This is a genomic window from Enteractinococcus coprophilus (genome assembly GCF_006716305.1).
Lineage (GTDB): Bacteria > Actinomycetota > Actinomycetes > Actinomycetales > Micrococcaceae > Yaniella > Yaniella coprophila.
In genome coordinates this window covers 673,808-699,540 of sequence record NZ_VFOU01000003.1, presented here as the reverse complement: position 1 = coordinate 699,540, position 25,733 = coordinate 673,808, and the positions used below count along the sequence as shown (strand labels likewise).

The following is a 25,733-nucleotide window of genomic DNA, read 5'->3' as shown; positions in this document are numbered from 1 at the left end:
AGGAACAGGTGCCAGGCCCGTGGGCATTCACACAGTGGTCTTAGTCGTTGCGGGTGGCGGTGGTTCCGCCTTCACTCTCTAATGACTCTGATGGATCGCTGATCACATCGCGACCGGCATCAGCAGTTTCATGACCGGCTTTGTCATTGTCTTCGTCAGCGTTGGGGCTGTTGGAATGGCCCTGCGAATCGCCCTGATAACCGGTGGACTTATCTATGAACTCGGCGGCTTTTTCTGAAACCTTGCCCAGGGTGGGGTTCTTGTCTTTCAGCGTCTCAGTAACGCTGCCGGCGACGTCGTGCACCTGCTCTTGGATTTTTGGATCGCTCCAGAACTGCTGAACCGATTGTTTTGCCTGCTGAGCTACCTGCATGGCTTGTTCTCTGCCCTGGCGGTTACCAAGAACATAACCTGCAGCGGCACCGAGACCGAAAGTTAATACTCGACCGAAACGGAAAATTTTCATAGTGTCGCGACTCCTTATAAATTACTCGTACTATCTACGAGTCTTCTCGGTGTACCACTCAAGGTCAATGTTGTATCAACGATTTTACCCTGGGAAGCCGCTTAGAAAAGCTGCAAAACTTGATCAATGATTCCAACTGTTCCGTCTGCTGAAGGCTATGCGATACCGTGGAAATCGGGCGTATCTGATCTTCAGATCCTCAACGCGAAGCGATACATACGCAGGAGGAAGCATTGGCAAACGTTGCAGAACACATTATTTCTACGTTGGAAGCGCACGGCACTGAACGCATCTGGGGCATTGCCGGGGATTCCCTCAACGGGTTCACAGATGCTCTCATCGGATCCACGATCGATTGGATGACCGTCCGACACGAAGAAGCCGGAGCATTTGCTGCGGCTGCCGAAGCCGAAATGACCGGTGAGCTTGCGGTCGTTGCAGGCACCTCTGGACCGGGGAACCTGCATTTGATCAACGGCCTATACGACGCGCAACGCTCGCGGGTACCGGTGCTGGCGATTGCTGCCCATATCCCGTCGGAGGAAATTGGGACCGGCTACTTTCAGGAGACTCATCCGCAAGAGTTGTTTCGCGAATGTAGCGTGTATGTCGAACATGTCAGCGATGTCCGACAGTTGCCGCGGGTGCTGATGATCGCGATGCGCAATGCGATCGAACAGCGCGGCGTCGCCGTCTTGGTTATCAGTGGTTCGATGTTTCTCGCAGAGATGCCTGATGCTGCCCCCGAGATCATTCACGCGACTCATTCCCGCATCCTTCCCAGTGTCGCGGAATTAGAACGTGCCGCTGATGTGCTCAACGAGGCCCAGAAGGTCACGATCCTGGCCGGGGCCGGGGTGGCTGGGGCGCACACCGAGTTGTTGGAAGTTGCCGAGTTGCTCCAAGCACCGATTGTGCATGCGCTGCGCGGTAAAGAGCACGTGGAATATGATAATCCCTACGACGTCGGAATGACCGGTCTGTTGGGCTTTGCTTCCGGGTATCAGGCGATGTTCGACGCGGATGTTCTGCTCATGGTTGGCACTGATCTGCCGTATCAACAGTTCTATCCTGACAACATTCCGGTCATCCAGATTGATCGACGCGGAGACCAAATCGGCAAACGCGTGGCGGTTGACGTCCCGTTGGTGGGGACAGCTAAAGACACGCTGCGAGAACTGGTGCCGCTGCTGGAACCGGCTACCTCTTCCAAGCACCTGAAAACCATGCGCGACCACTACGAAAAGACGCGCAAGAAGCTTGATAACCTCGCCCAGCCTTCGCGCGGGTCGCGCCCGATTCACCCGCAGTACCTCACCCGGCTGTTGGATGAACATGCTGGGCAAGATGCGGTTTTCATTCCTGATGTGGGTTCACCGGTGGTCTATGCCGCAAGATATCTCACTGCGACTAAAAATCGTCGCATCATCGGGTCGTTTAGTCACGGATCGATGGCCAATGCGATGACCATGGGGATGGGTGCCCAGGCTGCGTTTCCCGAGCGTCAGGTCATCTCGCTATCCGGCGACGGCGGGCTGGGCATGCTCATGGGTGAATTGCTCACGCTGCGCCAGCATAAACTGCCGGTCAAAGTCGTGGTTTATAACAACTCGTCGCTGAACTTCATCGAACTCGAGATGAAGGCCGACGGCTTCGTCCCATTTGCCACCGAACTCGACAACCCGGACTACGCCAAGGTCGCCGAGGCCATGGGCATCTGGGGCAAACGCGTGGAACGCAGTTCTCACTTACCCAAGGCCATTGATGAGTTCTTAGCGCATGATGGTCCGGCACTGTTGGATGTAGTTACCGAACAGCAAGAACTGACGATTCCGCCGACCATTACTTCACAACAGGTCAAAGGGTTTTCGCTATATGCAATGCGCGCAGTGTTGAGCGGTCAAGGATCGGAACTGGTGGACCTGGCCCGCGCAAACCTGCGCCGTATCCTCTAGCGTGCTAGTTTACTTTAGCGGCACCTGGAGCTCACCGATGGTCTATCACTAGTCCATCGGTGCGAAGGATGAGTCAGGGAGACTGCCCAGGAATGCGGTTCAATCAGTCAATATTGAACCGCATTGGGCCGACACACTTAGATAGGGGAGTTGAATTGAGATGACGTTGCTGCAAGGTGTGCTGTGGGATATGGATGGCACGCTGGTGGACACCGAGCCCTATTGGTTTCGTGCTGAAGCCGAACTCATGACGGGATGGGGTTGTGCCTTGGAGCGAAGAGGATTCCAAGCGGTTAGTTGGCAGTGCACTGCCGGTCTATGCGCGCATTGCTCAGACCGCCGGCGTCAACCTGTCGTCGCGCGAGATTATCGAACAGTTACTTAACGCAGTCATAGCTCAGACACGGCAGGCTATTCCCTGGCGACCTGGTGCTCGTGAGCTGCTGGCCCAACTGCGTCAGGCCCGGATCCCGATGGGCTTAGTGACGATGAGCGAAGCGGCCCTGGCCAATGAAATTGTAGCGGAGCTGCCCCAGGGCACGTTCAGCGTGCAGGTCACCGGAGAGGCCGTGGAACATGGCAAACCTGCTCCCGCCCCATATCTACTGGGCGCCCGCCTTCTGATGGAGCACTACCCAGACCGTGAAGAGCTCAGCCTGAACCGGATGGTCGCGATCGAAGATTCAGAGCCAGGGGTCACGTCAGCACTTGCTGCGGGCATCACCACGATCGGAGTACCAAATATCGTAGCGATCCCAGCCCTCGCGGGCCTCACACTGTGGGACACCCTGGCCGGCAAGACGATTGCGGATCTTGAAGCTCTGCTACCTGTAGAAGCGGTGGGCTCGTAGCAACCTAGATGCCGGTGATGCCATAAAAACGTGCCTGGAGTGAGCGAATGGCCTGGCTGAATTCTGGATACGGGCCACGCACCGGAACATTGGGAGCGACCGTGGTCACCGGCAACGGGGCAACTGGCCCGGCTGGAACATCCCATTCGTTCAACCATTGCACCAAATTTGCGGCACTACTGGCATACACAATTGGCCCCAGCCCAACCCGCGCATGAGCTGCGGCACACATCGGACAGTGCTCGCCCGAGGTATAGACGGTTGCGGTTAGCCGCTGCTCCGCGGTGAGGTTATCGGCCGCCCACCTGGCGATCGCAAACTCTGGGTGCCGAGTCGGATCCCCGCCTGAAATGCGGTTTCGATCCGCAAAGAGTTCCACGCCTTCGGCGTCCACCAGCACCGACCCGAACGGTTCGTCGCCGGCTTCAAGGGCTTCGGCTGCTAAATCCACGCATTGTTGTAAATACTGGCGGTCCAGGTCTGTGAGTTCTACGTCAGTCATAGCACCACTCAATCATGAATCATCTCGCTCGCCCAGTCTTCACTGGGTGGGAAGACGTTCGCGCCCGGTCAACCCATGAGTCGACCGGGCGCGAAGAACATTATCAATGCGGATACTTAGTAATTGGCTGGTGGGTCTGAAGCAGGGAAAGACTCTTCGCCCTGTTCATCAACGACGGCTTCCTCACGGTCTTTGCCGGGATGTTCCTCGTCAATGTAGTCCTCTTTCGTGGACTCCTCGGTAGGATCTGGTTCGTCGTCGCGCTTGTGTTTGGGATTCTTGGTCACAGCGATCAACTCCTTTCTGAGCCCATTGTGCACCCCAACGTCGCCCGGTGGCTAGGGCTGGATGCAAGGCAACTGCTATAAGCACCATGGAGAATAACAGCCTGCGGCACACCTCGCCACCGCGGTCCAGATGTCGGCGCCAGCACTGCAAGAAGCGGTCCCGGTCGTCCCCACAGACCCAGAAGTCTGGGTCTCGTTACTGGAGCAAATCGGATCCTAGCGGCGGGGCGGTAGCTGCTTGTCGCGCCATGTGGAACCCTACTTTAACGCAGAATATGGGAGCAGCACGCGGGTCAAATGTTGAGCATTTCACACTCAGGGAGGCTATTTACCGCAAATTTGCCTGTAATTTTTGGTAGCGTCACTTTGTGACGAATACCGTTTTGCGGTTGAAAGACCCTACTTGGAGATGATATCCCCGTGAGTGAAGAACGAGCGCGCACTATTAATACCCTGCGCGAGATTGCCCAGGCGCTAGAAAGCGACCAATCGACCAAGGCCACAGAAATCTTAGGCACCGTCGGCCCGGAGGCCGAAAACGGACGCCCAAGTGTAGCTCAGCTGACCTACGTGGCACTAGAGTCCCTGGATGACTGGTATGCCAAGCATGGCCTGAATGGTCGAGTCCGGGTCGCGCAACGTGACGTGCCGCGTACGATTCGGAACATCACTCCTGCCATCGAAGCACTTGCCACCAAGGGGCGTGCTCTGCGCTCGACCCCGAGCCTGCTGCAGCGCAACCCTGGCCAAGCCGTCGCCGGCGCCGGTGCTTTTGTGGTGACCGCAGCTGTGCGTGCGCTCGCCGAACAACAAGACACGGATTTTGATGCGAAGCTGAACGAACTGTTGCCTGAACAAGAAGTCAGCGAACCACCAGCACCGGTGACGCCTGCACAGCCTGCGACCGAAGATGCTCCACCTGTGGCAGAAGTAGTAGAAGAAGTCCCCGCGGCAGTGGTCGAAGAAGTTGTCGACGTCGTTGATGAAGCCGCCGAACCAGTGCAACCAGACGGTGATGATCCGCAAGTGCGCTACACCGCGATCCTGGAGACTCGCTTCATGGCCGGTGTGAAAGAATTCGCCCAGTGGATGGGCGACGGCCACGCTGTGACGGGCACCGGTTTGCCCAAACGCGCCGACATTAAAGACGTCGCGGCAACCATCGGCATTGATGCCGAAGGTGTCGCGAAGAAACCTGAAGCAGTAGAACCGGTGGCATCCGATCTGGATCTGAACGTGCCGGCTGAAGCACATCCGACCCGTTATGCGACCTCAGCTCAGGCGATCCCAGAGCTCATGGCGTTTTGGACCACCATGCAAGAAACCGGTCAGGCACAGGTTACCTCGACCAAGATCCAACCGGGCGCCAACGCTGCCGCGTTCGAATTTGAAGACATCGAACAGCTCGATGCAGCAGAAAACCTGGTCGCCACCTACGTGGCACAAACTCTCAGCTATGACGCCGATGACGCCGCCGCCAAACAGACGGCTCAATTCATTGTGAACGGCGACTCCGCTGACGGTGTACTCATCCCACGACTGCGGCAACTCGAGGCCATGGATCTCATCGACCTCGCAGACGGCAAGCCCAGTATTCCTGCCGCTCTGCAGCCAGCCGTGACCAAAGGCGCCTCCCAGGTCGCCAAATAAGTTACGACAACACTTTGCCTAGCTGACGGTCAGCCCGTCCGCTATGCACAAGGGCCCCATTCCGAACTGTGTCGGAATGGGGCCCTCGGTCATTTTCGAGGTGGGGGCAGGACTTGAACCTGCGTATACGGCCTTGCGAGCCGCAACCTAGCTACTCGGTCACCCCACCGGAACACAGTGATAGTCTCACTGCGACACCCATGTTACGTTTGGCCTATGGCAGGTGCAAATGGTTTATCTGATGAATTTCCAACGGCTGAAACGATCGAAGATTTTACTCACGATATCGCAGCGGTACGTGCCCGGATCGCCGATGCCGCACATCGGGTAGGACGGGACCCCGATGAAATCCGGTTGTTGCCCGTCAGTAAAACTGTTCCTGAAGACCGCATTCGTATAGCCGTCGCGGCGGGATTACAGCAGCTTGGCGAAAACCGTGTCCAAGAAGCCACCCGAAAATATCATGCGATGCAGGACTTGGATGTGGAGTGGTCGATCATCGGCAACCTGCAGACCAATAAGGCGCGCGACGTGGCAGCCTATGCTGCGGAATTCCAAGCATTGGATCGCTTACGGGTAGCAGAGGTACTCAACCGTCGACTTGAAACCGCAGGACGAACACTGCCCGTCTTTGTGCAGGTCAACACCTCAAATGAGCCACAAAAATATGGCATCCATCCAGACGAATTGGCCCGCTTCCTCGCCGACTTACGCCAGTACCCCAACTTGGAAGTCCAAGGGCTCATGACATTAGCAATCTTCAGTTCAGACACTGAACGGGTGCGAAAGTGCTTCACCTTGCTGCGTGAGCTGCGAGACCAAATGCGCGCCGAGGTACCAGAGCTGCTTGGGCCTGGTGAACTATCCATGGGGATGTCAGGAGATTTCGAGACCGCGATCGAAGAAGGTTCAACCGTAGTCCGAGTCGGACAAGCAATTTTCGGTGCTCGCTCTACACCAGATAGCGCGTATTGGCCCGGCATGGCCTGACCGCTCGACGCCCTGGAAGCCCTCGACCTGCACAGTCCAAGTTGGATACTCGAGTACAAAAGATAGCGCCACGCTTCGCAATTGGAAGACGGTGTTGAAGCTTCACGACTTAGCGCACAGCGCCTAGCCCTGCATCAGCTCTACTTGACGCGATGATAGCCACGTCAGCGCTGCGCCGATGTCACCCATCGGGTAGATGTGGGCCATGATTGGCCCGAGCTCGGAGGTGAGCATCCTAGTGAGCGAACGCAGGAAAGCTCCCGGATCGACCAGCGTGGCGTCATGGTCTGCCAGCCACCCATAACGCTGCAGGTCTTCCTGCGTAGCATCGACTTTGCATAATGCACAGAATCGTAGGAGTTTTGCTGCAGTGGTGGGTGCTGGGACGCCGATGCGGATCGGAGCGGTGATGCCTCTGGCGCGCACCTTGGTAACCCACTCCTGCACAGCTGCAGGATCTAGACAGAGTTGAGTGGTGATTTCAACAGCCCGCTCGGTGGCTTCGAGGGCGTCGACCTTTGCTGCCAGATGATCCAGCAACACTGCGGAGCTCGTGGTCGGATGCTCTTTTGGGAATCCCGGGAGGGCGATGAGCCTGAGGTCGGCTTCGGTGATCGGTGCCGATTGGATGAGCTTTAATGCCGTGGCATAAGGACCGGCCGGTTCGGTGGGATCTCCACCCACGATCATGACTTCTTGCAGACCAAGCTTGCCGCAGCTGGTTTCCAACAGTTCACCAAGCTGTGCCTCAGAAGCGAGCCGTCGGGCCGACAAAATCGGTCGAACCCGCAACCCCGCTGCTGACAAGGTGCGAATCGCTGCGAGCCGCTGAGCAACCGAAATCTCTTCCACAAAGGCTACGTTGATCGGTGCATCCCCGGGCATCCGATCGGCGACGTCGACGAATTGTCCAACCTGACGCACTGTTGTCTCAAACGACGGCGTTGTAAAGTCCATGTGTTTAGACACCTGGGGCTCTTTCTGCGGGATCTGACTGTTGTGCCAGCACTATTGTGCATCTCGGGCGGCCTCGAATCACGACAAGACACGCTGAGTCCCCGCGTCCATGGTGGACGCGGGGACTCAGCGTGGTGAGGTGGTTCTTGCGAGTTAGTGGTCGGTGGCTTTTTCCGCGCCGACACCGGTCAGGGAGCGAACTTCCATCTCGGCCTGCTTGGCAGGATCCTCAGTGGCTTTGGAAGTGACCGAACCCAGCCAGCCCAGGATGAATGACAGCGGAATCGACACGATGCCCGGGTTGGTCAGCGGGTAGAGTGCCAAATCGACGTCTGGGAAGAACGACGTTTCGGCCCCCCACATGACCGGGGAGAAGACGATCAGGGTGATCGAAGTGATCAGCCCGCCGTACATCGACCACAGTGCACCGCGAGTGGTGAACCGCTTCCAGAACAGCGAGTAGATGATCGTTGGCAGGTTCGCCGAGGCAGCCACCGCGAAGGCCAGTGCAACCAGGAAGGCCACGTTTTGGCCTTGGGCACCAATACCGCCCAGGATGGCCAAGATCCCCACGACGACGACGGTGGCGCGTCCGGCGCGCATCTCGCCTGCGGTGTCGAGTTTGCCCTTCTTGATGACTTCGCCGTAGATGTCGTGGGCAAACGATGCCGAAGCGGTAATCGTTAGCCCGGCAACAACGGCCAGGATAGTGGCGAAGGCGACTGCGGCGATGATGCCCAACAGGATGGTGCCGCCGAGTTCATAGGCCAGCAACGGTGCTGCCGAGTTCTGTCCGCCCGGTGCGTTGCTGATGACTTCTGGGCCTAGCATCGCGGCGGCGCCAAAGCCCAACACCAGGGTGCACAGGTAGAACCCACCGATCAAACAGATCGCCCAGACCACGGATTTGCGAGCCTCTTTAGCGGTTGGCACGGTGTAGAACCGCATCAACACGTGTGGCAGACCAGCGGTGCCCAGGACCAGGGCCAGTCCCAGTGACAGGAAGTCGATCTTCGACAGGGCGGACGCACCGTATTGCAGGCCTGGATCCAACACGGCTGGGTTGCCAGCGGTGGTGACGGCTTCGCCCAGCATCGCCGAGAAGTTGAAGCCGAACAGGGCCAGCAGCCAGATGCTCATGATGCCCACCCCGATCAGCAACAGGGTGGCTTTGATGATCTGCACCCAGGTGGTGCCTTTCATACCGCCGATGAAGACGTAGAAGATCATCAAGACGCCAACGATGGCGATGACCAGCGATTGGCCGAGTTTGGAATCAATGCCTAACAGCAAGGACACCAGGGCCCCGGCGCCGGCCATCTGGGCCAGTAGGTAGAAGATCGATACCGCCAGGGTGGAGGTTGCCGCAGCGATGCGCACGGGGCGCTGTCGCAGGCGGAAGCTCAGCACATCGGCCATCGTGAACTTGCCGGTGTTGCGTAGCATTTCGGCGACCAACAGCAGGGCGACGAGCCAGGCGACCAGGAAGCCGATTGAGTAGAGGAAGCCGTCGTAACCATAGATTGCAATGGCTCCCACAATTCCTAGGAAGGATGCGGCGGAAAGATAATCCCCAGCAATGGCGGTACCATTCTGGGTGCCGGTAAATGATCGACCGCCCGCGTAGAAGTCTGTGGCTGTTTTGGTTTTGCGTGATGCCCGCACCACCGCAAACAGGGTGACGGCAACGAATACGAGGAAGATGCCGATGTTGGCCCACGGGTTGCCAACTTCGGTGGATACGTCTGTGGTGGCAGCAGTGATGAGTGCTGAGGTCATGATGCATCTCCTGAACCCGGTGCGGTGGTGGCATAACCGGTAACTTCAACTGGTGTTGGCTCACCGGCGCCAGCGGCTTCCATCTGTTCGCGAAGATCGGTGGCAATCGGGTCAATCTTCCGATTTGCATAAGCCACGTAAGCGCCGGTGATAATAAACGTTGTGACGAACTGGGCTAGTCCCAGCACGATGCCGAGGTTAATGTTGCCCAAGACTTTGATGGCCATAAACTCGGGTGCGAACGCGGCCAAAATGACAAACGCCAGGTACCAGATCAAAAAGATCACGGTCATGGGAAATACAAAGCTGCGGTGCGTTTTGCGCAGCTGTTGAAACTGTTCAGATTTCTGTACCTGTTGGAAGTCGGAATAATTATGTGTTGTCGTCATGATGATCCTCCACGGTGGAGTTGGATGAGGTCTTCATGCCCCACAGGCTAGTCAGTGTGATGTGAGTCACGAAAGGCGGGCGGTTCAATCATGCGCTAAGCGGTCAGGTTGGTGAGTTGAACGGCGAAGCTTTGGGAAAAAGTGAATACTGTCACCTAGGCTTACAGGTATGTTCACCCTTCACGCGTTGCGGCACCCGCTACTCTCCGGGCGGTCAGCACACACCCAGGGGAGAGTATTGTGATCTTTCGCAAAAAATCTCGAGAGGAACATCAGCCTGCCGAACCGGATTATCAACAGCTCGTTGAGCTGACCCGTGAGCAGCTCATCGACGCACAACTGCGCAGCCTGCGCGCCCAGATCTCCCCGCATTTTATTTACAACTCGCTCAATGCCATCGCCGGGCTGATACCTAGTGATCCGGTTCGTGCCCGGGAACTGCTGGTCGATTTCGCTGATTTTATTCGGTACTCGCTGGGGACCGAGGGGGATTTCACCACCCTGGAAGATGAGCTCAGTGCCGTGGAACGGTACGTGTTGTTGGAAAAAGCGCGCTTCGGTGAACGGTTACAGGTGAGCCTGGATATCGCGCCGGAAGTGTTGGGACTCAAAATCCCATTTCTCAGCGTGCAACCGCTGGTCGAAAACGCGGTCCGTCACGGCATGTACACCACCCAGGGTGAGGGCCACGTGTTCGTGCGCGCCAAGGACGCCGATACGTATGCAGAAATCAGTATTGAAGACGACGGTGTTGGCGCTGACCCGGAATTTATGGCTAAAGTGATGCGCGGTGAAGCAGACGGGTCGCACGTGGGGCTGCGCAATGTTGATCTGCGGCTCCGTCAAGCCTACGGTCCAGGACATGGCCTGCACATCGAAACCGCCCAGGACGCCGGCATGAATGTGTCGATGCGCATCCCGAAATTCAAAGCCCCGGCCCGCATCATTACCCCGGTTGCGGGTGATTACGCATGAGCCAGTCGCAAGATCCGGGCTTACATGTGCTGGCCGTCGACGACGAAGTCCCCGCCGTAGAACAGATGCAATGGCTGTTAGAAGCAGACCCGCTCGTCGGTGTTGTCCACACTGCCACCAGCGTTGCCGGGGCCAAACATGTGATGAGTCGTCACCGTGTTGATGTGGTGATGCTAGATATTCACATGCCCGGGCACACCGGGATGGATCTGGCCCACGAGCTGCGCCGCCAGGATAATGGCGACGTACCGCACGTTATCTTTGTAACTGCCGATGCCAGACCTGCGGTACACGCTTTTGAACTCGACGCCTTGGACTATTTGCTCAAACCCGTGCGACCAGCACGCCTGCATGAAGCACTACGCAAAACGCTCAGCCGAGTGGACACCGGTGCCATCACACAATTGCCTGAACAAGGCAGAGTGACGGTACAACAGGGTGCACAACAGTTATTCGTCCCGATTCGTACCATCCGCTGGGCCCAAGCCCAGGGGGACTACGCCAGAATCTACACCGAGGACGACTCTTATCTGCTACGCATCTCGCTGACGGGCATCGAAGAAGACTGGGCGGGCTACGACTTTGTACGCATTCACCGGTCGCATATCGTCAACTTGAACTACGCCAATAAAATCGTCCAGCAAGACAGCAAAATGTTCATGTTTGTTGGCGATACCGAACTGCCGGTGAGTCGACGGCTCATGCCTCAGGTGCGCCAGCGGCTCAAACAACTCAACTTCCGATCGGTCCCGCGGAGTGATGGATGAGCGACCCGCGATATCTTGACGACGAAGATTTCGAGCTTGACCTCATCCGCGACCCGCCGCCGGCCGCCCAGGTACCCGACACCCTGCGAGCCATGCGCGCTCGCCGGGTGCAAGTCGATATGCCCTCTGGGTTGCCCAGTGTCCAGGAAGTGCTCCACAATCCAGCGGATACAGCCGCCCGCACGCAACCATCAGCCCGCGCTGTGCGACGGCTCATGCGCATCCAACTGCAATTGGCCGTGAGCCTGATGGCCTCATTTTTTGGCCTGGTCGTCGTGGTGAACCTGGCCTTCCATTTCAGCCCCGCGCTCGCCGGAGTCCCACTGCTGGGGGTGCCGTTGGAATGGCTCTTCCCCTCGGTGTTAGTCATTCCCTTGTTGATGTTGCTGGGGTGGTTCTATGTTCGACGGGCCACCGTCCACGAACACCAGTTGGCAGCTGAGCTCACTGACCAAACACCGGAGGGGCCATGACTCAGAACGCGCTGTTGGTTTTGGGCTCGATTAGCCTGGTGTGTGTCGTGACGATTCTCATCAGCGTGCATGGTTTACGCCGTAGCCGTACGACCCGAGATTTCTATGTCGCCTCCCGCCGCGTCCCACCGTGGATGAACGCTTCGGCGATTGCTGGCGAATACCTCTCGGCTGCTAGTTTCTTGGGCGTGGCCGGACTCATCATGGCTTTTGGCACCCACGGGTTATGGTTCCCGGTCGGATACACGGCGGGCTTTTTGTCGCTCTTAGTCTTTGTGGCGGCACCGCTGCGTCGATCCGGGGCCTACACGATCCCGGACCTGATGAGCCTGCGCCTGCCTTCGCGGACGCTGCGCCGTCTGACCGCACTGCTGGTTGTGTTCACCGGGTGGCTCTATATCATCCCGCAACTCCACGGAGCCGCCATTGCCCTGTCAGCCACGACCGGCCTGCCCGGCTGGTTGGGGCCGGCCATTGTGATTCTGGTGGTGTTACCCACCGTGGTGTCCGGCGGCATGCGCTCGGTGACCATCGCCCAGGCGGTGCAATATTGGTTTAAACTCTCCGCCCTGTTAGTGCCCACCATGTTTATCTTGCTTCGGGTGGGCGCCGGTGAGGCCGATTTCATCCCGGATTTGGCCAATGCTTTCGAAACCGAACTGGTCATTGAAACCCACGTCAGCACGTATCGGACAATCTCGCTGGTTGCGGCCCTGATGCTCGGCACCCTGGGCCTATCGCACGTGCTGGTGCGGTTTTACACCAATCCCGATGGGCCATCGGCGCGACGCACCACCGTGTTATTGCTGGGACTGTTAGCCGGGTTTTATTCGTTGCCCATTATTCTGGGCGTCGTCGCACGGGCGGTGCTCCCCGAACTCGCCGCTTCCGCCAGCACCGACACTGCCCTGTTGCGCCTGCCGGATGCGATCTTTACCGGTGTGGTCGGCGATCTGTTGACTGCACTGGTTGCCGGTGGCGCATTTGCTGCTTTCCTGTCGACAGCCTCGGGGCTGGTCGTGTCCATTTCCGGTGTCGTCTCCCAGGAATTCTTCGGCGGCACGGTTCGCGGATTTCGGATCGGTGCGATCCTGGCCATGGTTTTGCCGATCCTTGCCGCCTATATCACCACCGGGCTGGCCTTGGCCGGCGCCGTTGCGATGGTGTTCACCTTCACCGCATCCTGTCTAGCACCCATCGTGTTACTGGCCATTTGGTGGCGCGGACTGACTGTCCACGGCGCCATCACCGGCATGATCACCGGTGCGGTCGTGTCGCTCGGCGCACTCATTGCGGGCCAACTGCTGGAACTTGAAGGCTTCACCGCCACCGTGTTGCAGTACCCGGCGCTGTGGAGTGTGCCGCTGGTGTTAGCGGTCACGATGCTCGTCTCGGCGCTGGGCGCCCAGCGGCCACCGGCTCATACCGAAGCCGTCCTCGCCAGACTGCACCTGCCTGAACAGGTAACCGAGCCGGCACAGAAGTATTAGCTACCCGGAGAACCTGTTATCCATGCCACAGCGCTGATATCGTCGGCATATGGCTGCATCGAAGTCTCCATCCGACGATCCAGAATTCTTACCCCTCCCGCCCGGAGTGGAAATCCGACACCGCGTTGGGGCCGACGCCGAGCTGATGGACCAGCTCGCGCCACTGTTGGCTGCCGAGGGCATCGACGTTGCGCACCTCACGGATGCCGACCCCGAGGAACTCAACGAGGCGCTGACCCGGGCGGTCGAACGTCACAACATGGAATTATCCACCCCGGTGGGTGATCAACGAGCCCGTGCGATCAACACGTTGCGTGAACTCGTGGTCGCGCTGCACGCCGAGAACATCGCCGAGGTACAAAACCTCTTCGGCTCGATTGGTCCGGCACCCACCCGCCACCGACCCTCCAGTGGCCACCTGACCGGCGTCGCCATGGAAAACCTTGACAGCATCTATCGCAATACCGCCCTGCACCCGGCGCTACACGTCGTCGAAATCCCAAAGGTCGACCCCAACACGAAGGCCGCGGCCGAAGAGATCTTAGGGCTGGCCGCCAAGGGCACCGCGTTCCGATCCCTGGACACCCTGCTGACCAATCACGGCGGATTTGAAGTGGCCCGTGCCGGCATCTACCTGCTGGCCGCAACCATCACGGCGATCGCAACCCACCAAAACGCGACCTTTGATCGGGTGCTCGATGAACTCGTCCCGGTTCTAGAGGTCAGTCAACTGCCCACGACCAACGGCGATCAGACGTCGTCGTCGCAGGAATATTTGGATGATTTTGCCAGTTGGTTGAAAACCCAGGACGACGTCGCCGAGGTTGCCCCCAAGATTTCGATTATCTTCAATTCGATGATCGATGAGGCCGCCCGCGAGGATATTGACCCGCACGACCCGGCCGATTTCGATGTGTGGACCATGGCTGTGTTAGCCAACACCCAGCCCCAATATGTGGTGACGGCGCTGGAAATTATCAAACACTATCTGCAATTCCGTCTGCGTACTGACCTGGAACCCGACCGCTGGCATCAGGCTCACGCGAAAATTACCGACATGACCGTGGTGCACAAGGCGCCACCGTGGGATTTCGAAAAGATCTTTGCCACCGCCCAGGATGTGGACCACGACACCCGGTATGACGCCATGCGCCAGCTGCCGATCGTCTCCGGCACCCAACAATTACGCGACTGGTTGGCCACCCCGCGCCCGACCACTGACGCTGGCGCACCGCGCACCGAAGATGTTCACACGATCGGGGCCATGATTGGGCTCGATGTGCACGACTCCCTGCGGTTACGCAAGCGGTTCAGTAGCGCCCATGTTGACTCCGCCCTGGATGTCCCGGAACTGATGATCTGGTGGTGGACTTTAGAAGAACTCGGCGTGATCGCGCTCGTCGATGCAACCGTCGAGCTGGGCCCGACCGCCGGTGAGTATGTCGAAGCCGAGAAGATCCCATTTGAGGCGGCCGAAGGCATCATCGCCACGTATATCAAGATCTTCTTGATCCACGGCCTAGAACACGCTCCGCTGGAAGTCTCCTCGGTCGGGCACACGCTGGGTCGGCTGTTGAACTCGCTGGCGGGCATGCCTCCGGCAACGCAAGCCTCACCGGATGATTTTCGAGGTCAGCTTGTCCAGCAGCGCTCGGATGAATACTTGCGGTCGCTGCACGCGTTTGGCATGTTGGGTGAGAACCTGCGGGAACCCGAGATTCCCGAGCCACTACGGGGCGCGGTCTTTTACGGCCTCATGATGGCCATGGACTACATGGATGAATTCCTTGACCAGAACTTCTCATGACCTAGCCAGTTGACGACGGCGCAATACCGTGGTCGGAATCCACACGAGGATCGCAGCTACGGCCAGGACGGTCCCGGCTAAGGCCGGGGCCGAGTAGCTGAACCCGGCAGCAATCACCGCGCCACCGATTGCAGCACCTGCCGCATTGGCCAGATTCAGTGCCGAGTGATTCAATGCAGCCGCCAACGTTTGGGCGTCGCCTGCGACATCCATGAGTCGAATCTGCAGACTTGGCGTCAGACTCGAACCAAAGAACCCGACCAGCCCAAAGTTGATGACCCCGAGCACCGGGTGGGTCGAGGTGAAATAGAATGCGGTCAATACAACGGCGATCATGATCAGCGCAAACAGGATACCCAATTCCAGATTGCGGTCGGAGAGCCACCCACCAAACCAGGTGCCGCCAACCGACCCGATCCCATAGACCATCAACACCAGCCACAGCCAGGAAGCATCTAGCCCCGCGCGATCGGTCATAGTCCAGGAAATATACGTATACACCGCGAACATGCCACCGAACCCCACGGTGCCCATCGCTAGGGTCAACCAGACTTGAGAGCGTTTCAGAGCGCCCAGCTCGGTGCGCGGATTCGTAGGCCGCATCCGTGTCATATGCGGCATCAAAAACCACAACAACACCACGGTTGCCAGGCCAATGGTCGCAACCAGGCCATAGGCAGCAGGCCAGCCCAAGGCGGCACCCAGTGCCTGAGCTGCGGGCACGCCGATGACTGTTGCCACCGAGAGTCCCATGGTAATAAATGCAACGGCGCGACCACGCTGGGCCACCGGTGCCATCGAGGCTGCTGCGAGACCCGCCACCGAGAAGTACGCGCCGTGCGGCAAGCCGGCGATAAATCGGGCCACCAAGAGGGTCTCGTAGTTCGTAGCGAAGACCGACAAACCATTGCCAACCGTGAAGGCTGCCATCAGCAACAGTAAGAGCCGCCGCCGCGGCACCCGGCCGGTCAGCGCGGTGATCAGTGGTGCCCCGACCACCACACCCAGCGCGTAACTGGTGATGATCACGCCTGCGGTGTCTTCGGTGATCTGAAAGTCTTCGGCGATCATATGCAATAAACCCATCGAGACGAACTCGGTGGTGCCGATACCGAAGGCTCCCAGCGACATCGCCAGCATGACGATCAGCCGACGCCGTTCACTGATCTGGGTTTGCCTGGGTAGTTGACGACGCCGCAGGGCGGCAGAAAATGTAGGTTTTTGCACAACGTGCCAGTGTAACAGTGGAATCGCAAGAGCGTGTATTTTAGGGTAGCCTTACCTTATTCTTTTCGCAGGGTGTGCTGTATTGCTGTGGCGGGTTCCTGCACAATACGCCCCCTATCATCTTTCGAGGAGTCCCATGACCCACATCCTCCACGGCCCGGTTCGCGGGATCGTGCACTCGGTGCGCCAGCTATCGCCGACATTTCAACGCATCGTATTTACCGGTGGGCAACTCAACGAGTTAGCAGCTGTGGGCCCGTTTTATGACCAGCGCATTAAGATCATCCTGCCCAACGATGCCGGGCACTTGCCCGGCATCGTCGAAGGCGCCGACTGGTACCAACGCTGGTTGGCGTTACCGGATGCCGAGCGCGGCACGATGCGCACCTATTCGATTCGTCACCTCGTCCGCGCCGACGGTGCCACGTATCTGACCGTGGATTTTGTGCTGCATGGCATTGCTGACGGCGAGACGGGACCGGCGGCAGCCTGGGCCGCCAACGCCACGGCCGGCGATGAACTCTTGCTGGTAGCACCGCACCAGGGTCAAGCGCCATCGGGCATCGAGTTTCATCCCGGGGGAGCCCAAGACATCATCCTGCTCGGCGACGAATCAGCTGCCCCGGCCATCGCCCGGATTCTGGAAGACCTCAACGAACATGGCACCAGTGCCAACGTGTGTGCCTACATTGAAGTCCCGTCAGCTCAAGATCAACTGCCCATCGACACAGCAATCCAAGTCCAGTGGCTCTGCCGCAACAACGAAAACCTCGGAGAACCGCTAGCCAAAGCGCTGGGCTGGCACATCCAAGAGGTACAGGACGATCAAGACGAGCTGCTGTGGGAAACCCCCGTCTTTTCGGCATCTGGGGAAGAAGTCGCCGAAAACCCAGCACCCCACACCGGGACCTACTACTGGATCGCCGGCGAATCCGGTGTGATTAAAAAACTGCGCCGCTTCTTAGTCAACGACGTCGGCGTTGAACGATCTCAGGTCGCGTTCATGGGCTACTGGCGCCACGGCGTGGCCATGCGTGGTTAAGAAAATGCGCGGCTAAGTAAAAATCACCTCACACCTTAGACTTTCACAACATCAAGGAGCATCATGTCACCTCGTTCAACGACCCCAGCGCCAAAGCGCTGGATTGCCATCGCTGCCATCGGTGTGGCCACCGCACTGGCTGTCAGCGGGTGTTCTAACAGTGGTCAGGAACAATCCGCCGATGGCGACTGGGAGCCGATCACCATTGACAGCGCGCTGGGGTCGGCAACCATCGACACGCCACCCGAACGCATCGTGACCTTAGGGCAGGGGTCCACCGAAACGGCCATCGCACTGGGCACCACGCCGGTCGGGATGGAAGAGTATCCCTGGGGTGCCGATGACACCGGGTATCTGCCGTGGATCCACGAAGAAGTCACCGAACGCGGCGACGAACTACCCGAACTGTTTACCGGTGGCACCGAACTGGATATCGAAGCCGTGGTGGAGCTTGAACCCGATTTGATCCTGGCACCGTGGTCGGGTCTGACCCAGGAACAATATGACCTGCTAGCCGATATCGCGCCAACCGTGGCCTATCCCGAACAGCCCTGGACCATTGAATGGGATCAACAGATTGAACTCATCGGTCAAGCCATGGGCCAGTCTGAAGAGGCCGCCGACCTGATTGAGGATCTGGAAACCCAACTGGCTGAAGCCACCGTTCCCGAATATGAGGGCCTCACCTTTTCCTATATTTACAACACCGGCCCGGGAACCCTGGGTGTGTTCTATCCCGAGGAACACCGCGTAGCCATGGTCTCGGCCCTGGGCCTGACACCTGATCCGGTCGTCGAAGAATTGCGCGCCGACTTTGATGAACCCGGCACCCAGTCGGCACTGATTGGGTTAGAGAATGCCGATAAGCTCAATGACTCGGACCTGATCTTCACGTTCTACATGGACCAGGCCAGCCGTGAGGAAATCGAAGCCCAACCCCTGTATGCCGCGATCCCGGCCATCGAACAAGGGGCCATCGTGGCAGCCGAAGACCAATCCCTGGTCACCGCCTCATCCATGATCACCCCGCTGACTGTGCCCTGGTCACTGGAACGCTATAAGCCGCTGATCGATGAAGCCGTCGCCAACGTGGAACAAGAATAACGCCCCGATGCGTCGACCACTGATCATGGCTGCCCTGACGGTGCTGCTGGGTGCCACCTGCATCCTCAGCCTGTTTCTGGGCAGCCGCCCCAACGGGGTCGCCGACGTTGTAGACGTGCTGACCGGCGACGGCGAACCTCATCTGGCCAACGTTGTGGCGTCGCGCATCCCGCGCACCGTGCTGGGTGCCATCGTGGGTGCAGCCCTTGCGGTGTCGGGGACCTTGATTCAGGGCATTACTCGCAACCCGCTGGGTGAACCCGGTATTCTGGGCATCGGGGTGGGTGCCTCGGCCAGTGTGGTCACCGGCACCGCACTATTCGGGGCACTGAGTGCCACCGGCACCATGGGTTTTGCGATGCTTGGCGCGATCATCGCGGTGGCCGTCGTCTTAGTGCTGGGTGGTCGCTCCAGTGCTCGCGGCATCGTGCCGTTGATTCTGGCCGGTGCAGTGGTGACCGCCGTATTGTATGCCTACATTAATGCGATGGTACTGACCCTGCCGCAGGTTTTTGACTCCTATCGATTCTGGATGGTCGGGTCCCTAGCCGGTGTCGAGCTCTCGCGATTGGGTCAAGTCCTGGTGCCGTTGGTCATCGGTTTCTGCCTCGCGCTCCTGATCGCCCGCGGCATGAATGCCCTGGCACTGGGAGAAGAAACCGCCATCTCCTTGGGGTTTCGGGTGGGTGCTACCCGGTTGATCGGCATTATCGCCGCGGCCCTGTTGGCCGCCGTAGCCACCGCTATCGCAGGACCGATCAGCTTTATCGGATTAGCCGTGCCACATATTATCTTCGCACTGATGGGCGAAGACTTCCGCTGGCGCGTACCGGCTGCGCTCCTTGGTGGGGCGCTGGCACTGGTTGCCGCCGACGTCCTTGCCCGGGTTATTATCCGACCTCAGGAACTCATGGTCGGTATTGTCACCGCATTTATTGGCGCACCGTTTCTCTTGATGGCCGTCCGTCGCGGGGCGGTGACGACATGACCCAGCAGCAAACAAAAGTTTTCACCATCGGTGAGACCATCGCCGTGCTGTATCAGCGTCGCCACGTGGTGCTGTGGACTATACTGGCCGCCCTGATCCTGGTGTTGGGCATCGTCACGCTCGTCGCAGGCAAACTGGGCATTGGAATGGGCGATATTATCGCGCTGTTCGGCGGCGAATCCAGCCCAACCGCGACGTTCGTGTTAGAAAACCTGCGCGGCCCGCGATTGCTGGTCGCTATCCTAGCCGGAGCAGCCTTTGGTTTATCTGGTGCACTGTTTCAAACGGTCACGCGCAACCCACTGGGCAGCCCCGACGTTCTCGGTCTGGCTGCGGGCGCCGGTGCAGGCGTTGCGGTGGTCTCCTTGTTTCCCACCGGACTGCCCACCCCCATCGGCGCACTGGCAGGAGCCGGAGTGGCCATCGGACTGGTCGCAATCGCCACTGGCAGCGGATTCACCTCACCCTCGCGAGTGATTCTTGCCGGTATTGCCGTGGCCGCGATGGCTACCGCTATTACCCAATTCGTGGTGACCGCGACCTTGCGTGATGAAGCCAGTCGGCTAGCCGCCTACCTGGTCGGCAGTCTCAATGCCCGCGATCTAGGCCACGCCGGGCTCATCTGCTTGGCGTTGCTTATCGCACTGCCACTGCTGATCGTGCTGAACCCGCGGCTGCAATTAATGGAACTGGGTGATGAATTGGCCACCTCGCTGGGCGGGAAAGCCACGACGACGCGCACCTGGGCCATCGTGGCATCGCTGATGCTGGCTGCCATGGCCGTGGCGGTTGCCGGTCCGATCGCCTTCATCGCCCTGATGAGCCCACACGCCGCACGCATGCTCACCCGAAGCACCGGGCCTAACCTGGTCACCAGTGCCCTGGTCGGGGCAGTGCTACTGGTGCTGGCGGATCTGAGCGTCCAACAGCTGCCCGTACTAGATGGCCTGCCGGTCGGTATTATCACCGCGGGCTTTGGCGGCATCTTTCTGGGCTATTTATTGCTTCGTGAATTTCGGAAAGGACACGCCTGACATGACATATAACTTACTGGCCGCAAGAGGTCTGACAGTTGGCTACGGTGCAACACCGGTCATTCACGACTTGGACTTTGACGTCCCGCAGGGCCGGTTTACCGCGATCGTTGGACCAAATGGCTGCGGTAAATCAACCCTGGTGAAGTCCCTGGCACGAGTGCTGGCCACTGAGCCCGGCATGGTCACACTCGATGGTAAACATGTTCAGGCCTATCGCCCGCGCCGCCTCGCCCAGCGAGTCGCGCTGCTGCCTCAGCATCCAACGGTGCCCGAGGGAGTGACCGTACGTGGTCTGGTGGCTCGGGGCCGGTATCCATACCACGGGGCGTTGCGGCAGTGGTCCCCGCAAGATACGCCAGCCATTGATCAAGCACTGAACGATACCGGGTTAACCGAGCTGGCCGATATGCCGGTTGCCGCGTTGTCGGGTGGCCAACGCCAGCGCGCTTGGCTTGCGATGGTCCTGGCCCAACAAACCGACTACGTTCTGTTGGATGAGCCGACGTCGTTTCTCGACATCGCTCACCAGGTCGACGTGCTGCGGCTGTGCCGAAACATCAGCAACCAGGGCCGCACCGTCGTCGCCGTGCTGCACGATCTCAACCAGGCAGCTCGATATGCCGATGATCTGGTGGTGATGCGCGACGGCGCGATTGTCGCCCATGGCCGCTCAGATACCACCCTGACGTCAAGCCTGGTGTCTGACGTGTTTGGGCTGGACTCGATGATCGGGGTGGATCCGTGTTCTGGCACCCCGATGGTCGTGCCAGTCGCCGACTAGGCCTACCGCTTCGTGCGGTGGTGCTGCTCGTAGTGGTCTTGAGCCGCCAGACGCACCGCGGCGTTGCCGGGACCGTAATCCTGGTAGTCGCCGATGCGTTGAACCAGTTCGATGAATAATCCACCGATGGTCTCGGAATACACGTGGAGGAACTCGCCCTCGGCATTGCGGTCATACAGGATGCCTAGGGACTGCCAGCGCTGCAGAGTCTCGTGGTCAATGCCGAACCGAGCGTGTAGGTCGGCATAGTAATTGCTCGCGATGGGCAAGACGACCAGGCCGGCGTCGATCGCGGCTTGAGCCCGGGTTTCGATATCCTCGACGGCCAGGGCAATGTGCCCGGGGTAGCGTACGGGTTCACCGGTGCGGTTGGTGTAGGTCGGTGGGACCTGGTTGAACACCCACCGGATCCCGGCGTCGGGGGATTGGAGGACTTGAGAGTGGACGAGTCCGCGCGGGGAAGCCACATCTTGGCTCGGCAGTGGCTCCAAGCGCAGTAACGCGCGGGTGAACAGCACCGAGGCCCCGAAATGGTCGCGGGCCTCTGGCACATTGAGATGATCCAACCGCACGTGACTCGAGGTGTTGTCTTGGTTCGTGGCGTCATAGCCGAATTCTTCGGGCCAGGCGGCCGCGGCATCGTCAATGAAGAACACCTGCATACCGCCGGGACCCAGCACGCCTTTGAGCCGAGCTTCATCGGCGGTGACCGGACGCGACACCGGGGTCGCGCCGAGGGCTTCTGCACGTGCCAACGCATCGGCGCTGTTGGCGACCTGGACGGCCACCGAGGTGATGAAGGTGCCCTCGGCTCGATTGGGGGTCAGCACGACTTTGACGTCCCCGCAGACAAACAGCTGGGCGGTTTTTCTGCGGTGTTGACCCACGAAGGTGAAACCCAATGAGCCCAGCAGTGCCCCGCAGCGGTCGGGCACATCGGTACTGATTTCGATATGATCAATGACTTCAATGGGGTCGACCTTGGGCATGGGTGTCAGGATCTGCCGGAATGGGTGCTCCTTGGCCAGCAGACCGCGGGCACCCTGCTGGATCCAGCGTAACGAGCGCAGTCCGTCGACGGCGGTGATATCCGGGTCGGTCTCGCGGAACACGTCGTTGAAGATCTCCAGCGACAGCGGGCCTTGGTAGCCGGTCTGGGTGAGGTAGGCCATGAACTCGAACATCGCGAAGCTGCCCTCGCCGGGGAATACCCGGTGGTGGCGCGACCACGGCAGTAAATCCATACCCAGCTCTGGGGCATCGGCGAGTTGGACGAAAAAGATCTTCTCGCCAGGTATCTCTGGGATCAGGGAGGGATCGTCGTTTTTCGACAGGATATGAAACGAGTCAAGACACACCCCGAGGTTTGGGTGATTGGCAGATTGCACCAGTTCCCAGCTGTGCCAGTACGTGTTGACATAGGTGCCCCAGGCTAAGGCTTCATAGGCGATGCGCATGTCGTAGCGGGCGGCCAGTTCCGCAGCACGGTGTAATTGTTCGGCCACGACGGCGTCGTCGTCCACAGTCGCGGTGGCCACGTTGGACGGGACCAAGATCAGATCCATGCCCAACTGTTGCATCAGTTGGAATGTGGCTTCCAACCGGCGCAAGTTATCCTGGAATACTTCCTCGGTCACGCCCTCCAGGTCCCGGAATGGTTGGTAGAGGTCCAGGCTGAGGTTGAGTCGCTCAGCCAACGCCTTGATTTCGGCCGGTGAAGACGGCGAGACGACGAGGTCTTGTTCAAAGATCTCGATCCCGTCGAATCCGGCTCTGGCGCAGGCCTGCATTTTCTCTTCCAGTGTGCCGGCCAGACACACTGTGGCAATCGACGTTTTCATGCATTCTCCCTGAGGCGGTGGTCTTCGGATGCCACCAGTTCGTTGAGATGAGCGTACATGCGCTGACGGTCAGGTACCATGCCGGTGACGAGCTGGAACGTATCGGCCGCTTGGCCCACGGCCATCGCTTTGCCGGGCATCACCGCACAGCCCAGCGCACTGGCGTGTGCGATAAGTTCAGTGACCGCTGGGCGGTACACGATATCGGCGACCCACATACCCGCATCGAGCAAATCCACGTCCACGGGTAGTCCCGGATGGGAGAACATGCCGACCGGGCTGGCATTGACCAGCCCGGTGGCCTGCGGGATCCACCGGGTTGCATCGGCTGGAGAACCGACCTGAATCTCCAGCGCTGAGCCCACCGGCTGTGCGTGCTGGACCTGGTCTGCCAAGATCTGGGCTCGTTCAGGTTGCGGATCAATAATCGACAGGCGTTTGGTACCTGCCCCCACGAGTGCATCGGCTACTGCTGCGCCTGCACCGCCGGCGCCCAACAGGACGACGTCGGTCAGGTCGGCGTCGGGTAGCTCGAGTGCTAATGCCGAAGCGAATCCGGATCGGTCGGTGTTATAGCCGATGAGTTTGCCGTCGTCGATGAGCACCGTGTTGCAGGCGCCCAGCCGCTGTGCGGCCGGATCAACGTGGTCCAAATACTTCAGCACCAGCTGTTTGCACGGGTGGGTGATATTGAAAGCGTTGAAGCCCAGCGCGATGCCGGCCTGCAGGAGGTCACCGACCGCGGTTGCAGGCAGATTGAGTTCTGTGAGATCAATCGGCCGGTAAACAAATCGAAGCTGCTGGGCGGTGGCCTCGCGTTCGTGCATGGGTGGGGTCAGTGAGGGGCGCACGCCTTCACCGATTAGGCCCATGAGGTAGCTGGGGGTGCTCATCGGTGTCCTGCTAACGCGGCACGTTCTGCATCGGTGGTGTGCATGTCATCGACTTCGTCCAGGGTCGCAGCATAGGTTTCCTTGGCGGTCATCGCGGTCAGCGCCACGACCACGCAGATGACGGTGGCGAAGACGGCTGGTGGGAACCAGTTGGTCTGCTCGTCACCGGCAAGCAGGGTCGCAACCACCGGGACAAGCCCCCCGGATAGCGCGAATCCAAGCTGGGTGCCCAGGGCAAGGCCGGTAGCGCGGACCCGGGTGGGGAACTGCTCGGCATAGAACGAAGGCCAAACTGCATTGGCGGCAGAATACATTGCTCCGGACATCAGTACGCCACAGATAAACAGGGCGACCACATTGCCTTGGGCGATGAAGTACAGGTAGGGGTAGACAAAGACCGCAGAACCCAGGGCCCCGGTGATGAACACTTTCTTGCGTCCGATCCGGTCGGCCAAGTTGCCGGCAAGCGGAATGGCTACGAGGGCTAGGAGGTTTGCTAATACCGGAACCCATAGCATCGTGGAACGATCCAGGCCGTGGCCGTTGGTCGCAAACGAAATGGCCCATACGGTGATGTAAATATTGATCGTGTTGATCAATGCACACGCGGTGACACGTAATACGGCGCGCCAGTGGAACCGGAGGGTCTGCTTCAACGGGGTCAAAGCCACGGTTTCACGGCGGCGGGCTTCAAACGATGGTGGTTCCTCCAGGTGGCGACGGATCAACCATGCCACAACAACCACAACGGCTGAGATCCAAAACGGGATGCGCCAGCCCCAAGAGTACAGCTGTTCGTCGTTGAGAAACGCGGTCAGGGGGATGAAAATGCCGGTGGCTAATAAAGTGCCGGCCTGAGTGCCGTGCAAGGTCCATGAGGAAGTCAGTGCGCGGCGGTCGTCATCAGAGTGTTCGAGCGACACAGAGATCGCAGAGGCTTGCTCGCCGGAAGCCGATAGGCCCTGAATGATGCGACACAAGACCAATAGTGCGGGGGCCAGGAATCCAACGTCCTCGTAGGTGGGTAAGAACCCAATGGCAAACGTTGCACCACCCATCATGAATAGGGTCAGCATCAGCACGAAACGACGTCCCAGCCGGTCGGCGAGCGGACCCATGATTAAGGCACCAAACGGCCGCACGATATACGCGACACCTACGGTCCCCATCGCCAGTAAGACGGCAACCCCCGGGGAGGTCTCTTCGGGGAAGAACAACGTATTGAGTACTAACGCTGCGGCGGTTCCATAGACTGCGAAATCGTAGTACTCCAAAGCTGAGCCAACCCAGCTTGCTAACGCAGCGCGTTTGGGTGTGCGCTCTGGTAGCTGAGCTTCACCGGCTGCCTGGACCTTAGCTGCTGCGGCAGACATAAGATCACCCGACCTTCTCATCGCATTGCCATTATGTGGCAATTGTTGTTGAATATTGATAACTAGTTAACAATGAGCCACCACACACCAGCGTGTCAAGCGACACGTG

24 protein-coding genes and 1 tRNA gene are annotated in these 25,733 nt (G+C 59.1%); 14 read left to right on the top strand and 11 right to left on the bottom strand.

Annotated features, from left to right (window positions below):
• Window positions 1-40: 40 nt before the first annotated feature.
• Window positions 41-466, bottom strand: coding sequence for a hypothetical protein (locus FB556_RS11195; RefSeq protein ID WP_141867651.1), 426 nt, complete (start codon window positions 464-466; stop codon window positions 41-43).
• Between the two features lie 233 nt (window positions 467-699).
• Between FB556_RS11195 and poxB the strand changes: the two genes are divergently transcribed.
• Together poxB and FB556_RS11185 are read left to right on the top strand one after the other, a co-directional pair.
• Complete coding sequence (gene poxB / locus FB556_RS11190; RefSeq protein ID WP_141867650.1) at window positions 700-2,421, top strand: ubiquinone-dependent pyruvate dehydrogenase; 1,722 nt, start codon at window positions 700-702, stop codon at window positions 2,419-2,421.
• 263 nt (window positions 2,422-2,684) lie between these two features.
• Entirely contained in the window at window positions 2,685-3,272 is a 588-nt protein-coding gene (locus tag FB556_RS11185) for an HAD family hydrolase (RefSeq protein WP_246057406.1), read from the top strand.
• 4 nt (window positions 3,273-3,276) lie between these two features.
• Here FB556_RS11185 and FB556_RS11180 read toward each other — a convergent pair whose 3' ends face one another.
• Entirely contained in the window at window positions 3,277-3,774 is a 498-nt protein-coding gene (locus FB556_RS11180; RefSeq protein WP_141867649.1) for a nucleoside deaminase, read from the bottom strand.
• Window positions 3,775-3,890: 116 nt separating this feature from the next.
• Window positions 3,891-4,061 carry a hypothetical protein gene (locus FB556_RS13440; RefSeq protein WP_170200451.1) on the bottom strand — a complete coding sequence of 57 codons (171 nt, stop codon included), beginning with the start codon at window positions 4,059-4,061 and terminating at the stop codon, window positions 3,891-3,893.
• A gap of 420 nt (window positions 4,062-4,481) precedes the next feature.
• Between FB556_RS13440 and FB556_RS11175 the strand changes: the two genes are divergently transcribed.
• Window positions 4,482-5,711 (top strand): hypothetical protein, encoded by a 1,230-nt coding sequence (locus tag FB556_RS11175; RefSeq protein WP_141867647.1) that lies wholly within the window; start codon window positions 4,482-4,484, stop codon window positions 5,709-5,711.
• 98 nt (window positions 5,712-5,809) lie between these two features.
• Here the strand turns inward: FB556_RS11175 and FB556_RS11170 are convergent.
• Window positions 5,810-5,880: transfer RNA gene (locus tag FB556_RS11170), tRNA-Cys, on the bottom strand.
• Window positions 5,881-5,927: 47 nt separating this feature from the next.
• Here FB556_RS11170 and FB556_RS11165 point away from each other — a divergent pair.
• Entirely contained in the window at window positions 5,928-6,701 is a 774-nt protein-coding gene (locus FB556_RS11165) for a YggS family pyridoxal phosphate-dependent enzyme (RefSeq protein WP_141867645.1), read from the top strand.
• A 123-nt stretch (window positions 6,702-6,824) separates the two neighbouring features.
• On the opposite strand, the gene FB556_RS11160 is transcribed toward FB556_RS11165, so the two are convergent.
• The 3 genes from FB556_RS11160 to FB556_RS11150 all read right to left on the bottom strand — a co-directional run bounded on the left by FB556_RS11160 (window position 6,825) and on the right by FB556_RS11150 (window position 9,826).
• On the bottom strand, window positions 6,825-7,658 hold the full coding sequence (locus tag FB556_RS11160) for a methylenetetrahydrofolate reductase (protein ID WP_141867643.1): 834 nt from the start codon (window positions 7,656-7,658) through the stop codon (window positions 6,825-6,827).
• A gap of 153 nt (window positions 7,659-7,811) precedes the next feature.
• Entirely contained in the window at window positions 7,812-9,437 is a 1,626-nt protein-coding gene (locus FB556_RS11155; protein ID WP_141867641.1) for a solute symporter family protein, read from the bottom strand.
• Entirely contained in the window at window positions 9,434-9,826 is a 393-nt protein-coding gene (locus FB556_RS11150) for a DUF485 domain-containing protein (RefSeq protein WP_141867639.1), read from the bottom strand. The genes FB556_RS11155 and FB556_RS11150 overlap by 4 nt, the downstream gene beginning before the upstream one ends.
• Before the next feature lie 240 nt (window positions 9,827-10,066).
• On the opposite strand from FB556_RS11150, the gene FB556_RS11145 reads away from it, so the two are divergent.
• From FB556_RS11145 to FB556_RS11125, 5 genes are read left to right on the top strand one after another with little or no spacing between them, the layout of a single operon-like run.
• Complete coding sequence (locus FB556_RS11145; protein WP_342774677.1) at window positions 10,067-10,801, top strand: sensor histidine kinase; 735 nt, start codon at window positions 10,067-10,069, stop codon at window positions 10,799-10,801.
• The gene (locus tag FB556_RS11140) at window positions 10,798-11,568 is read left to right on the top strand and encodes a LytR/AlgR family response regulator transcription factor (protein ID WP_141867636.1); all 771 of its coding nucleotides are present in this window, start codon (window positions 10,798-10,800) and stop codon (window positions 11,566-11,568) included. Before FB556_RS11145 ends, FB556_RS11140 begins: the two co-directional genes overlap by 4 nt.
• A complete protein-coding gene (locus FB556_RS11135; protein ID WP_141867634.1) occupies window positions 11,565-12,041 on the top strand; it encodes a DUF485 domain-containing protein in 477 nt (158 codons plus the stop codon). The genes FB556_RS11140 and FB556_RS11135 overlap by 4 nt, the downstream gene beginning before the upstream one ends.
• Window positions 12,038-13,531 carry a sodium/solute symporter gene (locus FB556_RS11130; protein WP_141867632.1) on the top strand — a complete coding sequence of 498 codons (1,494 nt, stop codon included), beginning with the start codon at window positions 12,038-12,040 and terminating at the stop codon, window positions 13,529-13,531. Before FB556_RS11135 ends, FB556_RS11130 begins: the two co-directional genes overlap by 4 nt.
• 49 nt (window positions 13,532-13,580) lie before the next feature.
• The gene (locus FB556_RS11125) at window positions 13,581-15,338 is read left to right on the top strand and encodes a hypothetical protein (protein WP_141867630.1); all 1,758 of its coding nucleotides are present in this window, start codon (window positions 13,581-13,583) and stop codon (window positions 15,336-15,338) included.
• Here FB556_RS11125 and FB556_RS11120 read toward each other — a convergent pair.
• The gene (locus FB556_RS11120; RefSeq protein ID WP_211344036.1) at window positions 15,333-16,565 is read right to left on the bottom strand and encodes an MFS transporter; all 1,233 of its coding nucleotides are present in this window, start codon (window positions 16,563-16,565) and stop codon (window positions 15,333-15,335) included. The two genes, FB556_RS11125 and FB556_RS11120, sit on opposite strands and share 6 nt — an antisense overlap.
• Window positions 16,566-16,701: 136 nt before the next feature.
• Here FB556_RS11120 and FB556_RS11115 point away from each other — a divergent pair, with 136 nt between their 5' ends.
• The 5 genes from FB556_RS11115 to FB556_RS11095 all read left to right on the top strand — a co-directional run bounded on the left by FB556_RS11115 (window position 16,702) and on the right by FB556_RS11095 (window position 21,517).
• Window positions 16,702-17,607 (top strand): siderophore-interacting protein, encoded by a 906-nt coding sequence (locus FB556_RS11115; RefSeq protein ID WP_141867628.1) that lies wholly within the window; start codon window positions 16,702-16,704, stop codon window positions 17,605-17,607.
• A 63-nt stretch (window positions 17,608-17,670) separates the two neighbouring features.
• Complete coding sequence (locus FB556_RS11110; RefSeq protein ID WP_141867626.1) at window positions 17,671-18,711, top strand: iron-siderophore ABC transporter substrate-binding protein; 1,041 nt, start codon at window positions 17,671-17,673, stop codon at window positions 18,709-18,711.
• Entirely contained in the window at window positions 18,680-19,699 is a 1,020-nt protein-coding gene (locus FB556_RS11105; protein WP_141867624.1) for a FecCD family ABC transporter permease, read from the top strand. The genes FB556_RS11110 and FB556_RS11105 overlap by 32 nt, the downstream gene beginning before the upstream one ends.
• Entirely contained in the window at window positions 19,696-20,733 is a 1,038-nt protein-coding gene (locus FB556_RS11100; protein WP_141867622.1) for a FecCD family ABC transporter permease, read from the top strand. The genes FB556_RS11105 and FB556_RS11100 overlap by 4 nt, the downstream gene beginning before the upstream one ends.
• Window position 20,734: 1 nt before the next feature.
• Entirely contained in the window at window positions 20,735-21,517 is a 783-nt protein-coding gene (locus tag FB556_RS11095; RefSeq protein ID WP_141867620.1) for an ABC transporter ATP-binding protein, read from the top strand.
• Between the two features lie 2 nt (window positions 21,518-21,519).
• Here FB556_RS11095 and FB556_RS11090 read toward each other — a convergent pair whose 3' ends face one another.
• Genes FB556_RS11090 through FB556_RS11080 form a run of 3 tightly spaced genes read right to left on the bottom strand, consistent with a single transcriptional unit; the run spans window position 21,520 to window position 25,624 of the window.
• Window positions 21,520-23,358 carry a sugar phosphate isomerase/epimerase and 4-hydroxyphenylpyruvate domain-containing protein gene (locus FB556_RS11090; protein ID WP_141867617.1) on the bottom strand — a complete coding sequence of 613 codons (1,839 nt, stop codon included), beginning with the start codon at window positions 23,356-23,358 and terminating at the stop codon, window positions 21,520-21,522.
• Window positions 23,355-24,251 carry a shikimate dehydrogenase gene (locus FB556_RS11085; protein WP_141867615.1) on the bottom strand — a complete coding sequence of 299 codons (897 nt, stop codon included), beginning with the start codon at window positions 24,249-24,251 and terminating at the stop codon, window positions 23,355-23,357. The genes FB556_RS11090 and FB556_RS11085 overlap by 4 nt, the downstream gene beginning before the upstream one ends.
• Window positions 24,248-25,624: an MFS transporter gene (locus FB556_RS11080; RefSeq protein ID WP_141867612.1), complete on the bottom strand. Its 1,377-nt coding sequence runs from the start codon at window positions 25,622-25,624 to the stop codon at window positions 24,248-24,250. The genes FB556_RS11085 and FB556_RS11080 overlap by 4 nt, the downstream gene beginning before the upstream one ends.
• Between the last annotated feature and the right edge of the window lie 109 nt (window positions 25,625-25,733).

Excerpts from the sequence above, each read along its gene's own strand:
- FB556_RS11195 (WP_141867651.1), bottom strand. The coding sequence starts at position 466 with ATGAAAATTTTCCGTTTCGGTCGAGTATTAACTTTCGGTCTCGGTGCC.
- FB556_RS11180 (WP_141867649.1), bottom strand. The coding sequence starts at position 3,774 with ATGACTGACGTAGAACTCACAGACCTGGACCGCCAGTATTTACAACAA.
- FB556_RS11165 (WP_141867645.1), top strand. The coding sequence starts at position 5,928 with ATGGCAGGTGCAAATGGTTTATCTGATGAATTTCCAACGGCTGAAACG.
- FB556_RS11160 (WP_141867643.1), bottom strand. The coding sequence starts at position 7,658 with ATGGACTTTACAACGCCGTCGTTTGAGACAACAGTGCGTCAGGTTGGA.
- FB556_RS11155 (WP_141867641.1), bottom strand. The coding sequence starts at position 9,437 with ATGACCTCAGCACTCATCACTGCTGCCACCACAGACGTATCCACCGAA.
- FB556_RS11150 (WP_141867639.1), bottom strand. The coding sequence starts at position 9,826 with ATGACGACAACACATAATTATTCCGACTTCCAACAGGTACAGAAATCT.
- FB556_RS11140 (WP_141867636.1), top strand. The coding sequence starts at position 10,798 with ATGAGCCAGTCGCAAGATCCGGGCTTACATGTGCTGGCCGTCGACGAC.
- FB556_RS11135 (WP_141867634.1), top strand. The coding sequence starts at position 11,565 with ATGAGCGACCCGCGATATCTTGACGACGAAGATTTCGAGCTTGACCTC.
- FB556_RS11130 (WP_141867632.1), top strand. The coding sequence starts at position 12,038 with ATGACTCAGAACGCGCTGTTGGTTTTGGGCTCGATTAGCCTGGTGTGT.
- FB556_RS11125 (WP_141867630.1), top strand. The coding sequence starts at position 13,581 with ATGGCTGCATCGAAGTCTCCATCCGACGATCCAGAATTCTTACCCCTC.
- FB556_RS11115 (WP_141867628.1), top strand. The coding sequence starts at position 16,702 with ATGACCCACATCCTCCACGGCCCGGTTCGCGGGATCGTGCACTCGGTG.
- FB556_RS11110 (WP_141867626.1), top strand. The coding sequence starts at position 17,671 with ATGTCACCTCGTTCAACGACCCCAGCGCCAAAGCGCTGGATTGCCATC.
- FB556_RS11105 (WP_141867624.1), top strand. The coding sequence starts at position 18,680 with ATGAAGCCGTCGCCAACGTGGAACAAGAATAACGCCCCGATGCGTCGA.
- FB556_RS11100 (WP_141867622.1), top strand. The coding sequence starts at position 19,696 with ATGACCCAGCAGCAAACAAAAGTTTTCACCATCGGTGAGACCATCGCC.
- FB556_RS11095 (WP_141867620.1), top strand. The coding sequence starts at position 20,735 with ATGACATATAACTTACTGGCCGCAAGAGGTCTGACAGTTGGCTACGGT.
- FB556_RS11090 (WP_141867617.1), bottom strand. The coding sequence starts at position 23,358 with ATGAAAACGTCGATTGCCACAGTGTGTCTGGCCGGCACACTGGAAGAG.
- FB556_RS11085 (WP_141867615.1), bottom strand. The coding sequence starts at position 24,251 with ATGAGCACCCCCAGCTACCTCATGGGCCTAATCGGTGAAGGCGTGCGC.
- FB556_RS11080 (WP_141867612.1), bottom strand. The coding sequence starts at position 25,624 with ATGTCTGCCGCAGCAGCTAAGGTCCAGGCAGCCGGTGAAGCTCAGCTA.